Below are 14917 nucleotides of genomic sequence, written 5' to 3'. Positions count from 1 at the left end.
AACCGGTTACAGTGGGTGCCCATGGCCACGATCTACGACGTCGCGCGGCGCGCCGGCGTCTCCCCGGCCACGGTCTCGCGCGTCTTCAACGGCACGAGCGTGTCGGAGGAGAAGGCGGCGGCGGTGCGGGCGGCGGCCGAGGAACTGCGCTTCACCCCGAACCGGACGGCGCGTACGCTGCGGACCCAGAGCTCCGAAGTCATCGCCCTGGTGATCCCGGACATCGAGAACCCGTACTTCACCGAGATGGCGCGCGGCGTGGAGGATGCGGCGTCCGAAGCGGGGTATTCCGTCGTGCTGTGCAACTCCGACGCCCAGGCCGAGAAGGAGGCGACGTACCTCCGGATCGCGATCGCCGAGAACATGTCGGGCGTCATCATCGCGACGGCGGACGAGCGCTCGGATCTGGGGCCGGTGCGGGCGACGGGACGGCCGGTCGTCGCGGTGGACCGTCGTACGGACGCCGACATCGACGGTGTGGTCATGGCCAACCGGGAGGCGGGCGCCGCAGCGACGCAGAGCCTGCTCGACGCCGGGTATCGGCGCATCGCGTACATCGGTGGCCCCGCGCACATCGACACTGCGGCGGAGCGTGCGGAAGGCTGGCGGGAAGCGCTCTCGGCGATGGATTCCGATCATGACCTCTCCTCGCTCCAGCGCTTCGCCACGTTCCGCGTCGACGGCGGGCGCGCGGCCATGGAGGAGCTCCTCGCGCTGCCGGAGCCGCCGGACGCGGTGGTCGCCGGGAACAACCTCATCGGTGTCGGCGCGATCCAGGTCCTCACGGAGCGCGGACTCACCCCGCCGCAGCTCGGCGTCGCGGTGATCGGGTCGCTGCCCTTCACGACGCTGTCGCCGTCCGCCGTCACCGTCGTGAGGCTCCCCGCGCGCCTCATGGGCGTGACGGCGGCGCGGATGCTGTTGGATCGGATCAAGGGCGACGAGCAACCGGCCCGGACGATCGTCCTCTCCGGCGAGGTCCAGCGCGCGGCCGCGCGCGCCTGAACGGGGCGTCGCTACTGGGAGCGCCAGAATCGCGCCGCGAGGTTCGTCATCTCCTTGTCGAGATCGTCGACCTTCACCTCCAATCGATCGAGGCGGTGATCGAGGCCGTCGAGCCGCGCGGTCATCTCGCCACGGAGGCCGATCATCTCGCCACGCAGCCCGATCATCGCCCCGTGCAGCGCACCCATCGCCGCGCGCAGCCCTCCGACCTCGCGCATCATCACTGCGTGCAGCGCCGCCAACGCCCCGTGGAGTCCGCTGACCTCGTTCGTCATATCGGTGCGGAGGCCCGCGGTCTCGGTGGTCGTGTCGATGCGGAGGGTGCCGATCTCGGTCGTCATCTCGGCACGGAGGCCGGAGATCTCGGTGGTCATCTCGGTGCGGAGGGCGCCGATCTCGGTGGTCATGTCGGTGCGGAGGGCGCCGATCTCACTGCGTAGTCGTGTGGTCTCGGTGGTCATCTCGGTGCGGAGGGTGCCGATCTCGGTGGTCATGTCGGTGCGGAGGCCGGAGATCTCGGTGGTCATCTCGGTGCGGAGGGCGCCGATCTCGGTGGTCATGTCGGTGCGGAGGGTAGCGATCTCGGTGGTCATGTCGGTGCGGAGGCCGGAGATCTCGGTGGTCATCTCGGTGCGGAGGGTGCCGATCTCGCCGGTCATCTCCCCACGCAGCCCGCCGATCTCCGCACGGAGCACGCGGCCGAACTGCGTCGTCATGAGGGTCATGCCGCCGAGCATCGTCGTCACGAAGATGCCGATCAGCGTCCATACCTGCGGGTCGTTCAAGGGCATGCCTCCAGTCTCGATCGGAGGGGTCAGGATGTCACGGTATTCCGGTGCTGAACCGGCGTTTTTCCGGCCGGAGGCGAAGATTGTGGAGACTCTCGATATCGGTCCTCGTGGTGCAGAAGCAGGCAGCTGCTTGCGCCTTGAAATCGATTTCGCGTAGCCTGGGTCCAGGCCTGCACGGCCCGTCGGGATCGAAGGAGAGACCATGCGCTGCACCCTCGGGGTGGACATCGGCACGTCCAGCAGCAAGGGCGTCCTCGTGGACCCCGCCGGCACGATCCTCGCGACGGCGACCCGCGCGCACGATGTCTCCCGTCCGCAGTCCGGATGGGTCGAGATGGACGGCCGGATCTGGTGGGACGAGTTCGTCGAGCTGGCCACCGACCTTCTCGCCGCGGTCCCCGACGCGGAGGTCGTGGGCGTCGGCGTGAGCGGCATGGGCCCGTGCGTCCTGCTCGCCGACGAGGACGACGAGCCCGTGCGCCCCGCGATCCTCTACGGTGTGGACACCCGTTCCACGGTGCAGATCGAGCGCATGACGGCGGAGCTCGGCGTCGAGGAGATCACCCGCGTGGGCGGCTCGACGCTCACCTCGCAGGCCGGTGGGCCGAAGATCGCCTGGGTCGCCGAGGAAGAGCCGGAGTCCTGGCAGCGCGCGCGGCGGCTCTACATGCCCGCCTCCTGGCTGGCCCGCAGGCTCACCGGCGCCTACGTCCTCGACCACCAGTCGGCCAGCCAGGTCTCACCGCTGTACGACATCGAGGGCGAGCAGTGGCACGACCCCTGGTGGCAGCGGTTCGCCGGGACGATCGAGCAGCCCCCGCTGCGCTGGGCCGGGGAGATCGCGGGCACCGTGACCGCCGCTGCAGCGGACCTGACCGGCCTGCCCGAGGGGACTCCGGTCATCACCGGCACGATCGACGCCTGGACCGAGGCGGTGAGCGTCGGCGCCCATGAGGTCGGCGACCTCATGCTGATGTACGGCACGACGATGTTCCTCGTCGCGACCGGGGAGCAGACCCTCCGCACGCCCTCGATGTGGACGACGGCCGGCGCCTTCGCGGGCACGCGCAACCTCGCCGGCGGGTTGTCCACATCCGGAGCGCTCACCGCGTGGCTGAAGGACCTCTCCGGCGCCGACTACCCGGCGCTGCTCGCCGAGGCGGAGGAGTCGGGTTCCGGCGCGAACGGCCTGCTGATGCTGCCGTACTTCGCCGGTGAGCGCACCCCGATCCAGGATCCCGACGCCCGCGGCGTCATCGCCGGGCTCACCCTCCGGCACACCCGAGGAGACCTCTATCGCGCCGCCCTCGAGGCCACCGCGCTGGGCGTGCGCCACAACGTCGAGACCATGCGAGCCGCCGGCGCCGACATCCGCCGCATCGTGGCGGTCGGCGGCGGCACGCAGGGACGGCTGTGGCTGCAGATCGTCTCGGACATCACCGGGCTCGTGCAGGAGGTGCCGCAGACGACGATCGGCGCGAGCTACGGGGCCACCTTCCTCGCGGCGACCGCCACGGCCGCCGACGGGGCCGCGCCCGCGATCACCGACTGGAACCCCATCGCCGACACCGTCCGCCCGGACGAGGCGCTGCGTCCTTTCGCGGACGCCCTCTTCGACCGCTACGTGCGCCTGTACGACGGCTCGAAGGACGTCGTCCATGAACTCGCCGCCGCCCAGCGCGACGGATCCCCCAGCCCCTCGACCCCGGAGAACTCATGACCGCCTATACCCTGCCCACCCCGGCATCCCGTCCCACCGCTGCGCCGAAGACCGCGTACCTGATCGCCTCCGGCGACCTGCGCGAGTCGGCCAACACGGCCGGCTGGCCCACCCAGGTCGAGCTCGAGGCCGGGGTCACCGGCGTGCTGAACGACCTCGGCTGGACGGTCGTCCGCGCCAATGAGGTCGACCCGGAGACCGGTCACGGCTTCATCTCCAGCCAGCGCATGGGTCTCGAGGTGTTCAAGAACATCCCCGTCGACGCGCCGCTCATCGTCGCCGAGGCCGTCTGGCAGTACTCGCACCACGTGCTCGCGGGCCTCCGCACGCACGAGGGCCCGATCCTCACGGTGGCGAACTTCGCGGGCGACTGGCCCGGCCTCGTCGGCCTCCTCGGCCTCAACGCGGGCCTGACGAAGATGGACAAGCCGTACGCGACGATCTGGTCGGTCGACTTCACCGACGACTGGTTCCGCGACGGCATCCGGGAGTGGACGGAGACCGGCGCCATCACCCACGATGCCTCCCACGTGCGTCCGCTCCCCGCACTGCCGGACAGCCCGGAGAAGCAGCTCGGCGAGGCGCTCGCCGCGGAGCTGCGCGCCGAGAAGGCCATCATCGGCGTCTTCGACGAGGGCTGCATGGGCATGTACAACGCCATCTTCGACGACGAGCTCCTCAACCAGACCGGCATCTACAAGGAGCGCCTGTCGCAGTCGGCTCTCTACGCGGAGATGCTGAACGTCACTGAGGAGGAGGCCGACGCCGCCTACGACTGGCTGATCGAGCGCGGCATGACCTTCCGCTACGGCGAGGACGCCGCGACCGAGCTCACCCGCGAGCAGGTGCAGTGGCAGCTGAAGATGTACATCGCCGCCCTCCGCATCGCCGACGACTTCGGCCTCGACGCCGTCGGCATCCAGTACCAGCAGGGCTTGAAGGATCTCGTTCCGGCGTCGGACCTGGCGGAGGGCATCCTGAACTCCACCGAGCGCCCGCCGGTGACCTCGCGCGACGGCTCCCGCGTGCTGCACGAGGGGCGCGCGTTCCCGCACTTCAACGAGGCCGACGAGGGCGTCGCCGTCGATGCGCTCGTGACCGACCGCGTCTGGCGGGCGATGGGGCTCGTCCCCGACAACACTCTCCACGACGTCCGTTGGGGCGAGGACTACGACGGGCAGTTCGTGTGGGTGTACGAGATCTCCGGCTCGGTGCCGGCCTCTCACCTCGGCGGCTGGCAGAACGCGGAGGGGTGGCGCCAGGGTCACGTGTTCTTCCCCGCGGGCGGCGCCACGATCAACGGCGTCTCGAAGCCCGGCGAGGTCGTGCTCTCCCGGGTGTTCATCGCCGGTGGCGTCCTGCAGGCGGACATCTTCCGGGCGTCGGTCGTCGAGCTGCCGGCGGAGGAGACGCAGCGCCGGAAGGACGCCACGAACCCGGAGTGGCCGATCGCCCATGTGGTGCTGCACGGCATCTCGCGCGACCAGTTCATGGCGCGGCACAAGGCGAACCACGCGCAGCTCGTCTACGCGCCCGACGCCGAGACCGCGGACAAGGCGCTGATCGCGAAGGCCGCGATGTTCGACGGCATGGGCATCAAGGTCAACCTCGTCGGCGACGTGGCGATCTGAGGCCGCGGGCCGGTCACTGCGAGCGCCAGAACCGCGTCGCGAGGTTCGTGAGCTCCCTGTCGAGATCGTCGACCTTCGTCTCGATGCGTCCGAGCCGGGCGTCGAGGCCGTCGATCCGTGCGGAGAGGGTGCCGTCGATGCGATCGATCCGTGCGGAGAGGGTTCCGTCGATGCGGTCCACCTCCGCACGGATCACGCGACTGAGCTGCGACGTCATGAGCGTCATGCCGCCGAGCATCACGGCGGCGAAGACGCCGATCAGTGTCCATACTTGCGGGTCGTCCACGGTCATGCCTCCAGTCTGAGTCCGGGGCCTCAGGCTGTCACGGTATTCCGCGTCCACAGGATCGCGAACACGGGACCTGTGGACGGGAGAGGCGGAACCGCGTGCGGTGCAGGAACAGCGCTCAGGCGGAGGGGCGGAGATCGCTCGGCGGGCCGCTCAGCGCGCGCAGGGCGTAGAGGATCGTCGCGAGGTCGACGAGCTCCTGGACCAGCGCGCCGACGACCGCGGGGATGGCGCCGGTCATCGCGACGACCATCAGCCCCACGCTCAGCCCGATCCCGATCCAGATCGCGGTGAGGGCGACGCGGAGGGTGTGCCGTCCGATCGCGACGGCGTCGACGACCTTGGCGAGCGAATCCACGAGGATGACGACGTCGGCGGCGTCCCCGGCGGCCGTCGCTCCCTTCGCGCCCATCGCGATGCCGATGTCGGCCGCTGCCAGCACCGGCGCGTCGTTCACACCGTCGCCGACCATCAGCACGGGCCGTGGTTGCATCTCGGCGGCCAGACGCACCTTCTCGGGCGGCAGGAGTTCGGCGTGGATCTCGTCGATCCCGACCTGCCGTCCGATCGACGTCGCGGTGGTCTCCACATCCCCGGTCAGCATCGCGAGCCGGTCGACCTCGTGCGTCCGCAGCCACGAGATCACGGCCGGCGCCTCCGGGCGGGCGGCATCGGCGAGGACCAGGACCCCCGCGAACCGCCCGTCCACGGCGACATAGGCGGCGGCCTGTCCCGGCGCGAGCTCCGCCCGTACGGTGTCCGGAGCGAGGGACGCCACATACGCCGGTTTGCCGACGACAACCGCGCGGCCGCCGATCGTCGCGGACACCCCGTTCGTCGCGGTCTCGCTCGCCTCCGTCGCCCCGTGCAGCGCCAGGCCTCGGGCGGCGGCGGCGCGGCGGATGCCGTCGGCGAGCACGTGCGAGGAGTACTGCTCGGCCGAGGCGGCGAGTCGCAGGATCTCATCCGCATCGAAGCCCTGTGCCGGACGCACGTCGACGAGCTCCGGCCTCCCCTGGGTGAGCGTCCCGGTCTTGTCGAACGCCGCGGAGCGCACGCGCGCGATCTGCTCGATCACCGCACCGCTCTTCATGATGACGCCCGACTTCGCCGCCCGGGAGAGTCCGCCGAGGAAGGCGACGGGAGCGGCGATCAGCAGGGGACAGGGCGTCGCCAGCACGAGCACTTCGGCGAACCGCGTGGCGTCGCCGGAGAGCGCCCAGGCCGTCCCCGCGAGCACGAGCGCGACGGCGGTGAACGGGACCGCGAACCGGTCGGCGAGGCGCACGATGGGCGCGTGGGAGGACTCGGCCTGGGCGACCAGGGCGACGATCTGCTGGTACTGGCTGTCGGCGCCGGTGCGGAGGGCACGGAGGCGGATGGCCCGGCTGCCGTTGATCGCGCCAGACAGCACCTCGTCGCCCGCGCCGCGCGTCACGGGCAGGCTCTCGCCCGTGAGCGAGGATTCGTCGAACGACGCGCTGTCCGTGAGCAGTTCACCGTCCACGGGGATGATCTCCGCCGGGCGGACGAGAAGCACGGCGCCCACGGCCACATCGTCGACCGGCACCTCCCTCGCCGCGTCCGAGTCCGCATCCTCGGGGTGCGTCAGCACATGGGCGCTGCGCGGCGAGCGATCCAGCAGTGCGGAGAGGTCGCGCTTGGCCCGGCGACCCGCGAAGTCCTCCAGCGCCTCGCCCCCGGAGAGCATGAGGACGATGATGAGCGCCGCGATGTACTCGCCCACCGCGAGTGTCGCCACCATGGCGACGACCGCGAGGATGTCGAGTCCGACGTGGCCGCGGAGCACGTCGCGGACCATGCCGATGAGCGTCCACACGACCACCGCAGCCACGAAGATCGTCGCGACCCATCGGCCGATGGTCTCTTCGCCTGCGGCGTGGAGCGCCCCGACCACGGCGAAGACCAGGACCGTGAGCGTGATGACCGGATACCGCCAGAGGAGTCGGAGGGCGCGCATGCGTCCAGCATCGTCGGAATCGGTGCGCACCGCCAGCATCCCCTTCCGACACCTGTGCTTAAGCGATATAGTCGGCTGCGAGTCGCGACGTCGCGACCCGATCTCGACAACGACGCCGAAGGAGAAGATCCCGTCATGAGTTCCTCACCCGCACGATCGTCCCGCCTGAGAAGAGGTATCGCGGCAGCAGCGGCGTTCGCCGCCGCCGGAGCCGCCGCCCTCGCCGCCTCGACCGCGGCGGTCGCCGATGCCGCCGCTGCCGACCCGAAGCTCGCCGTCTACGTCGAGGTGAACTCGAACGATTTAGCGAACGTCGCGGACTACACGCTCGCCGAGTCGGGCCGTCCCGCGGTCGATCTGGCCATGATCTTCGCCGCGAACATCAACTACGACGGGGAGCAGGCGGTCCTCCACCTCAACGACCGGGTCACCGAGACGCTGCAGGATGCGCAGAACCAGATCCGTCCGCTGCAGGCCCAGGGCACCAAGGTGCTGCTGTCGGTGCTCGGAAACCACCAGGGGGCCGGCTTCGCGAACTTCACGTCGTACGCGGATGCCGACGCCTTCGCCGCGCAGCTCGCCGACACCGTGACCGCCTACGGCCTCGACGGCATCGACTTCGACGACGAGTGGAGCAACTACGGGGCGAACGACACCCCGCAGCCGAACCCGCAGTCCTTCGGCTGGCTGGCCTCTGCGTTGCGCGACCGGCTCGGGCCGGAAAAGCTCATCACGCTGTATGCAATCGGCCCGTCCTACACGACCACGGACTTCGGCCTCTTCGACGCCGGCAGCGTGCTCGATCACGCCTGGAACCCGTACTACCCGACCTACGATGCTCCCACCGTGCCGGGCCTGGACGACCGTGGTCGGCTCGGCGCCGCGGCCATCGACCTCGCGAACACGAGTGCCACGACGGCCGCCGACTTCGCTCAGCGCACGGTGGCCGACGGGTACGGCGTCTATGTCGCATACAACCTCACCGCGACGAACCAGTCGGCCTACCTCTCCGGCATCACCGAGGCGCTGAAGGGCGAGGCGACCGTCTACCGCGCAGCGGCGCAGTGAGTCAGTCCAGATCGAAAAGCTCGATCTGACGGAGCGTGGCCCCGGCCTCCGCGCGCATGCGGACGGCCGAGGTCACGACCCGCGTCTCCAGAGCGAACGGCGTCGTGCGATCGGGCGCCAGGTCTTCGAGGTGCGTCGTGGTGAGCGGGTGCCAGCGACCGTCGGCCCCCTCCACCTCCCCGCGCAGCACACCGGCCGCGACGGGCTCGCGGCTCGTGAGGGTGATGTCGGTGAGGCCGCGGGGTGAGGGGAATCGCCAGCCCACCCACGAGCCTTCCGGCAGCCGGACGCCCTCGTCACCCCGCGGGTCGCCATCGTCGAACAGGCGCCGCGCCTCGCGGACATCCGCGGAGGCGACGGCCTCTCCCTCTCCGCCCGTGAGGTCGCGGTGCCACGGCTCCGCGTCGAGCGCGTCCTCCCCGCTCTCCAGCGCGCGCGCCGGGTCCGTGCCGAACACGAGCTCGAGCACCGCATCTCCCTGGAGTGCGTCGATCGGGAGGTCGGCGGTGGGCAGCGGGCGTCCGTCCAGTCGTGCCTCCTCCAACACATGGGCTTCGGGGGAGCTCCGTCGCGAGCGGACGCGCAGAGACGAGCCGTCTCCGCGTGCGACCCGGATGTCGTCCGAGAGCGGCGACCCGATGCGCAGAGACCCCGCCGCGAGCTCCAGGGGATACAGGCCGAGCGCGGCCCAGAGCCACCAGGCGCTCATCTCTCCGTTGTCCTCGTCGCCGGGGAATCCCTGGCCGATGTGCGCACCGGCGAAGAGGCGGCGCGCGAGGCCGTGCACGAGGCCCGCGCTGTGCCACGGCCGGTCGCTGAAGGCGTACATGAAGGGGATGTGGTGGGCCGGTTGATTCGACAGGGCGCACATGCCCGACCGCTGGGCGCGGGCTTCGCGCTGCTCGTGGATGACCGTGCCGTACGCACCGCCGAAGCGCTCGTCGGCGGTCTCCGGCTCCGCGAAGAGGGCGTCGAGGTGCCGGCCGAGTCCGGTCCGCCCGCCGTGCAGCGCCGCGAGTCCCGGCCCGTCGTGCACCGTGCCGATCGACACGCCCCAGGCGTTCGTCTCGACGTTGTCGCCACCCCAGACCCGAGGATCGAAATCCGGCGCGAACGAGCCGTCCGCCGCGCGACCGCGGAAGAATCCGGACGCCGGGTCGAAGAGCACGCGCGCCGCGCGGGAGCGATTCGCGAAGTACCGCGCGAAGGCCCGATAGCGCGCGGCCTGGTCCGTCGCTGATGCCGCGAGCCGGGCGGCGAACCGCCCGAGGGCGGCGTCGCTCACGGCGTTCTCGATGCTCCAGCTCATCCCCTCCGGCACATCGGACGGGATGAAGCCGAGGAAGCGCCCGCGGCCGATGCCCTTGCGACCCCGTCGCGGATCGGGTCCCGGCTCGCACGCGTGGCGCCACCCGCTCTCGAACGCCGTCTCCCGGTCGAAGGGCACGTCCCACCGCGCGGCGTCGGCGTAGATCTGGTCGCTCGAGGTGCCGACCATGCTGTCGACGTACCCGGGGGCGCTCCAGCGGGCCATCCAGCCGCCGCGGCGATACTGGGCGAGCTGCCCGTCCAGCAGGCGCCCGGCCAGCGCGGGGTCGAGGAGCGCGAGCGCGGGCCACTCGGTGCGGTACGTGTCCCAGTAGCCGTTGTTGACGACGAGCTCGCCCTCCGCGACCGGCGCTCCCGTGGTGGTCTCTCCGAAGGCGGTCCGGGGCGCGAACACGTCGGCGAACCGCCATTCCCGCTTTTCCGCGGTGCCCGCGTTCTCCGCCGCCGTGTTCGGATACAGGTGCATCCGGTGGAGTGCGGCGGCGATCCGGGCGCGCTGCTCCTCGTCGGCCAGGCCGCGGAACGGACGTTCGGCCTCGGGGAGCGGAGGGATCGTCACGCGTCCGAGCAGGCGGTTCCACGCGGTGGCCGCGCGGGCGCGGAGCTCGTCGTAGGGAACGGTGGGAGGGGCCTCGAGGGCGAGGCTGTGCCGAGCCTGCGCGACGGAGAGGAACGAGACCCCGACCCGCACCTCGATGGCACCCCCGGCGCGGACGAAGCCCGCGACCTGGGCGCGTCCGTCGTCGTCCAGGGCGCCGCAAGCGACGTCCGAGGCGCTGTGCACGGTCCCGGCGAAGTAGCAGCGCGGCGCGTTCCCCCAGTCCTCGGGCCCCTCGGGGATCCAGCCCTCGAAGCCGGCGTCGGTGAAGGTGAGTCGGCCGTCGTCCGTGAGCTGGTCGATCACGAACCCCACGGCGGCGTGCGGGTCGTCGCACCGCGCGCGGAACGCGGCGGCATGCGAGGTCGCGGTCATCTCGACCTGCAGCCCGTCGCCGAGGTCCGCGGCGTACTCGTGCGGGCGGGCCCGCTCGCTCTCGGGGACGATCCAGCGACGCCGGGCCGCCCTGTCCGACGTCGGCGTCCCCCGGAACGGCATGAGCTGGAGCACCGAGCGGTCGCCGATCCACGGGCTGGGCTGGTGCGAGAACTGCAGGGCTTCGAGACGCCGCCCCTGCGGATCGTCGTGCACGAACGGGCGATAGGGCCAGCGCGGATCCGCCGCGTCGGTCGCGGGCGTGACGAAGGTGAAGCCGTGCGGCACGGCGACCGCCGGGATCGTGTTCCCGCGGGAGAAGCGGGGGCCGGAGTGGGAGCCGCGCCGGGTGTCGACCCGCTCGACGGGCGGGAGATCGCCGGGGCCAGGGCGCTCCTCGACGCGGACCTGGACGAAGCCGCTGACCTCGGCGGGCACATCCGGCGCGGTCGCGAGATCGGCGGTACCGAAGACGAGCTCGACCGTGCCCGTGCCCCTCCCGACGGCGAGGGGCGCGAGGGCGACGCTGTCGGCGTTCCACTGCTCGGGCATGCTCCACCGGGCGGCGAACTGCCCCTCGGCCGTGAGCGGGAAGTCGTAGCGGTCGCGGACGGCGGCGATGTCGCTCAGCCGGCTGCCGTCGGCGCTCCGCACGTCGACGGCGACCGCGAGCGCGGCCCAGGGGGCGAGGGTCGCGGCGGGGCCGTCGGCGTAGAACGCCCAGTGCAGCACGGTGTCCGGGGTGAGGGCGATGCCGTCGAGGCCGGGGACATCGATCCGCTGCGCCCCGCGGGAGGGGTCGAACGTGTACGCGAAGACGACTCCGGGGAGCACTCCGGCGTGCGGGCGCGACGACGGAGGATCCGCGGGACCGGAGGCCGGGCGGAGCAGCGGCGCGTTCACCCCTTCAGCGCACCCTCCTGCACGCCCTTGAAGAAGAAGCGCTGCGTGAACGAGAACATGATGACGATGGGCACGAGCGCGATCATGGTGCCGGCGGCGATGAGTCGCGGATCGACCGAGAAGCTGCTGTTGAGGTAGGCCATGCCGACGGTCAGGGTGTACTTCGCCGGGTCGGAGAGCACGATGAGCGGCCAGAGGTAGTCGTCCCACGCGCCGATGAAGGCGAAGATCGCCACGACCGAGACCATGCCGCGGATGTTCGGCCACACGATGTGCCGGATGCGCTGCCACGTGGTCGCACCGTCGACGGTGGCCGCGTCCAGCACGTCCTTCGGGATCATGCGGCACGCGGTGGCGACGAGCAGCACGTTCATGGCGCTGATCGCTCCGGGGAGGAACACGCCCCACAGGGTGTCGGCGAGCCCGAGCGCGCGGATGGTGAGGAAGTTGCTGGTGACCGTGACCTCGCCGGGGAACAGCAGCGTGGACAGCAGGATGCCCATGACGATCCACTTCCCGCGGAAGCGCATGCAGCCCAGGGCGTAGCCGGCGAACGTGGCCAGGATCACGTTGCTGAGCACGGTGCCGAGCGAGACGAGCAGCGAGTGCCAGGCGTAGAGGTAGACGGGGACGATGTCGGCGACCCTCGTGTAGTTCTGCAGCGTCGGATCGCGGGGGATGAGCTCGGGCGGGAAGGAGTAGATGTTCTCCTGCGGTCCCTTGAACGAGGTGGAGAGCTGCCAGACGAAGGGGCCGATGACGAGGAACAGGACGAACAGCAGCAGCGCGTACCGGCCGATGAGTCCGCCGAGCGTGGGCTTGCTGAAGTCGCCGGAACCGCGGCGGCGGAAGATGCGTTCGCGGCCGGGCCGCGGTGCCTCCTCCGCGGGCGGAGTGCTCTCCACCGGGGGCGTCGTCAGAGTCGTCATGCGGAGACCTTCGCCTTCTTCTCGCGGTTCATGAACGCGATCGCCGCGAGCGGCACGAGCGTGAGGAGGAACAGCGCCACGCTGATCGCGGACGCGTAGCCGATGTTGCCGTTCAGGCCCGAGCCCACCTGCCGGATGAGCATCACGAGCGACATGTCGTAGCCGCCCGGGCCGCCCGTGCTCTTGGAGAGCACGTCGAGCTCGGCGAACACGCGCATGGCGGACACCGCGATGAGGACGGCGATGAGGAGCATCGCCCCGCGCACCGACGGGATCGTGACGGAGAGGAAGCGGCGGAAGGAGCTCGCCCCGTCGAGCATCGCGGCCTCGTGCAGCTCCTTGCCCACGTTCCCCAGGGCGGCGAGGTACACCACCATGTAGTACCCGAGTCCCTTCCACGCCGTCAGCAGGATCGCGCAGCCGAGCAGCAGCCAGCGGTCGACGAGGAAGGCCATCGGCTGGTCGATGACGCCGAGGAACTCCAGGGTCTGGTTGATGATGCCGCGGCTGTCGAACAGCCAGGTCCAGATGAGGGCGACCACGACGACCGAGGCGATGACAGGGAAGTAGAACGTGGTGCGGAAGAACGAGATGCCGGGGAGCTTCTTCTGCACGAGGAGGGCGAGGAGCAGCGGGAGGATCGTGAGCAGCGGCACGCACACGACCACGTAGATGAGGCAGGTGGTCAGCGCGTTCCAGAACATCTCGTCGCCGAACATGCGCTCGTAGTTCGCGCCGCCGACGAACTCCGGGGTCCGCAGGGGGCGGGCGTCCGTGAAGCTGAGCACGACGGTGTTCAGGAACGGCCAGAGCGCGAACACCAGCACCCAGATCACGGCGGGGGCGAGGAGCAGCCACGGGGTGAACCACTTGTGGGATCTCATCGTCGACCTCCGCTGCCGGGTGCCGGTGTCCGCGCGCATGCTCACTGGTCCACGCGGTTCGCGTTGGCGTACTCGACGATCTTGTCGAGCTGCGTCTTGGCGTCGGCCTCGCCGTTCACGGCCAGGGCGATCTGCTGGGTCATGTAGGTGGCCATGTCCGAGGTCCACTGGAACGGCAGCGCCTTGGCGTCCTTCATCGCGCCGAACACGGTGTCGATCGCGGCGAGCTGCTTCTCGTCCGTGACGGAGGAGGCGATGTTCTCGACCACCTGGTCGCCGCCGTCGGCCGTGCCGGGGGCGGTGCCGACCGCGAGGGAGGAGAACGCGACCTGGTTCTCCTCGTTCGTCGCGAACTCGGCGAACGCGAGTGCGGCTTCCTTGTTGTCGGAGTCGGCGGAGACGTTGAGGCCCTGCACGTAGAGCGGGGCGACACCGAGGCGCGGGGTGGCGACGGTGTTCTCCAGCAGTGCCGGGGCGTCCTTCTGCAGATCGGTCGTGAAACCGGTGCCGCCGGTCGTGAAGGCGACCTTCTCCTGGATGTACGCCTCCGCGTTCCCGCCGTAGTCGCCGGTCAGTGCCTCGGCGGGCATCGCGCCCGCCGCGTAGGCGTCGGCGTACTGCTCGATGATCGCGGCGGCCTCATCGGTGTTGAAGTCGAACTCGCCCTCGTCGTTGATGACCTCCATGCCGGCGGCGGTGAAGGTGTCGAGCGCCGGGATCGAGGAGAGGAGCTGGACCTTGCCGCCGGACTCCGTGGCGACGTCCTTCGCGAGCGTGAGCAGCTCGTCGACCGTCGTCGGGAGGTTCTCCTCGGTGACGCCGTACGGGGCGAGCTGGGCGAGGTTCCACCAGGACGCGTCGCTGGAGAGGTACCAGGGCAGGCCATAGGTGCCCTCGACGCCGGGGTACTGGCTGTACGCGTCCCAGGCGCCGGCGTTGTACGTCGCCTTCAGGTCCGGATCCGCGGTGTCGAGGTCGACGAGCTTCCCCGCCGCGACGAGGGGGTAGGCGATGTCCGGCGGCAGGTTGAGCACGTCGGGCAGCGTGTCGGCGTTCGCCTGGCTCAGAATCTTCTCCTGGTAGCCGTCGCCGGGCTGGTCGAGCCACTCGACGGTCACGTCCGGGTGCTCCTCCTCGAACGCGGCGATGAGGTCTTCGAAGTACGGGGTGAACTTCTCGTTCTTCAGCGACCAGGTCTGGAACTGGATGGTTCCGCTGAGCTCGCCGGAGGTGTCGATGGGGCCGGCGCCGTCCGAGGCGGCGCCGCCTCCGGTGCAGCTCACGAGCGCCAGGGCGCCGATCGTGAAGGTTGCCAGAGCGACAATGCGTGCGGGAACTTTCATCGTGCTTCTTCCTCGAGGCGGGCGAATCGGCGCGGTCCGACGGAGGGACTACAGCGCTTTAGCAGATGAAA

The 14917-nt window shown here is 70.5% G+C and carries 11 protein-coding genes; 4 read left to right on the top strand and 7 right to left on the bottom strand.

The window, feature by feature from the left end; genetic code table 11:
• Positions 1–21: 21 nt before the first annotated feature.
• Positions 22–1005 carry a LacI family DNA-binding transcriptional regulator gene (locus tag ACFU8V_RS01230; RefSeq protein WP_378868373.1) on the top strand — a complete coding sequence of 328 codons (984 nt, stop codon included), beginning with the start codon at positions 22–24 and terminating at the stop codon, positions 1003–1005.
• A gap of 11 nt (positions 1006–1016) precedes the next feature.
• On the opposite strand, the gene ACFU8V_RS01225 is transcribed toward ACFU8V_RS01230, so the two are convergent.
• A complete protein-coding gene (locus tag ACFU8V_RS01225; protein WP_378868370.1) occupies positions 1017–1796 on the bottom strand; it encodes a hypothetical protein in 780 nt (259 codons plus the stop codon).
• Positions 1797–1998: 202 nt separating this feature from the next.
• Here ACFU8V_RS01225 and ACFU8V_RS01220 point away from each other — a divergent pair, with 202 nt between their 5' ends.
• The gene (locus tag ACFU8V_RS01220; RefSeq protein WP_378868367.1) at positions 1999–3516 is read left to right on the top strand and encodes an FGGY-family carbohydrate kinase; all 1518 of its coding nucleotides are present in this window, start codon (positions 1999–2001) and stop codon (positions 3514–3516) included.
• A complete protein-coding gene (locus tag ACFU8V_RS01215; RefSeq protein WP_378868364.1) occupies positions 3513–5147 on the top strand; it encodes a fucose isomerase in 1635 nt (544 codons plus the stop codon). Before ACFU8V_RS01220 ends, ACFU8V_RS01215 begins: the two co-directional genes overlap by 4 nt.
• A 13-nt stretch (positions 5148–5160) precedes the next feature.
• On the opposite strand, the gene ACFU8V_RS01210 is transcribed toward ACFU8V_RS01215, so the two are convergent.
• Together ACFU8V_RS01210 and ACFU8V_RS01205 are read right to left on the bottom strand one after the other, a co-directional pair.
• Positions 5161–5439, bottom strand: coding sequence for a hypothetical protein (locus ACFU8V_RS01210; protein WP_060922290.1), 279 nt, complete (start codon positions 5437–5439; stop codon positions 5161–5163).
• A 115-nt stretch (positions 5440–5554) separates the two neighbouring features.
• Entirely contained in the window at positions 5555–7417 is a 1863-nt protein-coding gene (locus tag ACFU8V_RS01205; RefSeq protein WP_378868360.1) for a heavy metal translocating P-type ATPase, read from the bottom strand.
• A 135-nt stretch (positions 7418–7552) separates the two neighbouring features.
• Between ACFU8V_RS01205 and ACFU8V_RS01200 the strand changes: the two genes are divergently transcribed.
• Positions 7553–8485, top strand: coding sequence for an endo-beta-N-acetylglucosaminidase H (locus ACFU8V_RS01200; protein WP_378868357.1), 933 nt, complete (start codon positions 7553–7555; stop codon positions 8483–8485).
• 1 nt (position 8486) lies between these two features.
• Here ACFU8V_RS01200 and ACFU8V_RS01195 read toward each other — a convergent pair whose 3' ends face one another.
• The 4 genes from ACFU8V_RS01195 to ACFU8V_RS01180 are packed head-to-tail and all read right to left on the bottom strand — an operon-like array spanning position 8487 to position 14846.
• On the bottom strand, positions 8487–11690 hold the full coding sequence (locus ACFU8V_RS01195) for a glycoside hydrolase domain-containing protein (protein WP_378868354.1): 3204 nt from the start codon (positions 11688–11690) through the stop codon (positions 8487–8489).
• The gene (locus tag ACFU8V_RS01190) at positions 11687–12619 is read right to left on the bottom strand and encodes a carbohydrate ABC transporter permease (RefSeq protein ID WP_085605062.1); all 933 of its coding nucleotides are present in this window, start codon (positions 12617–12619) and stop codon (positions 11687–11689) included. The genes ACFU8V_RS01195 and ACFU8V_RS01190 overlap by 4 nt, the downstream gene beginning before the upstream one ends.
• Complete coding sequence (locus tag ACFU8V_RS01185) at positions 12616–13503, bottom strand: carbohydrate ABC transporter permease (protein WP_378868351.1); 888 nt, start codon at positions 13501–13503, stop codon at positions 12616–12618. Before ACFU8V_RS01185 ends, ACFU8V_RS01190 begins: the two co-directional genes overlap by 4 nt.
• 41 nt (positions 13504–13544) lie before the next feature.
• On the bottom strand, positions 13545–14846 hold the full coding sequence (locus ACFU8V_RS01180) for an ABC transporter substrate-binding protein (protein ID WP_126893964.1): 1302 nt from the start codon (positions 14844–14846) through the stop codon (positions 13545–13547).
• Between the last annotated feature and the right edge of the window lie 71 nt (positions 14847–14917).

Source organism: Microbacterium sp. NPDC057658, assembly GCF_042799975.1.
GTDB lineage: Bacteria > Actinomycetota > Actinomycetes > Actinomycetales > Microbacteriaceae > Microbacterium.
Note: the sequence above shows the minus strand (reverse complement) of the source record. Positions and strands in the feature narration are given on the sequence as shown.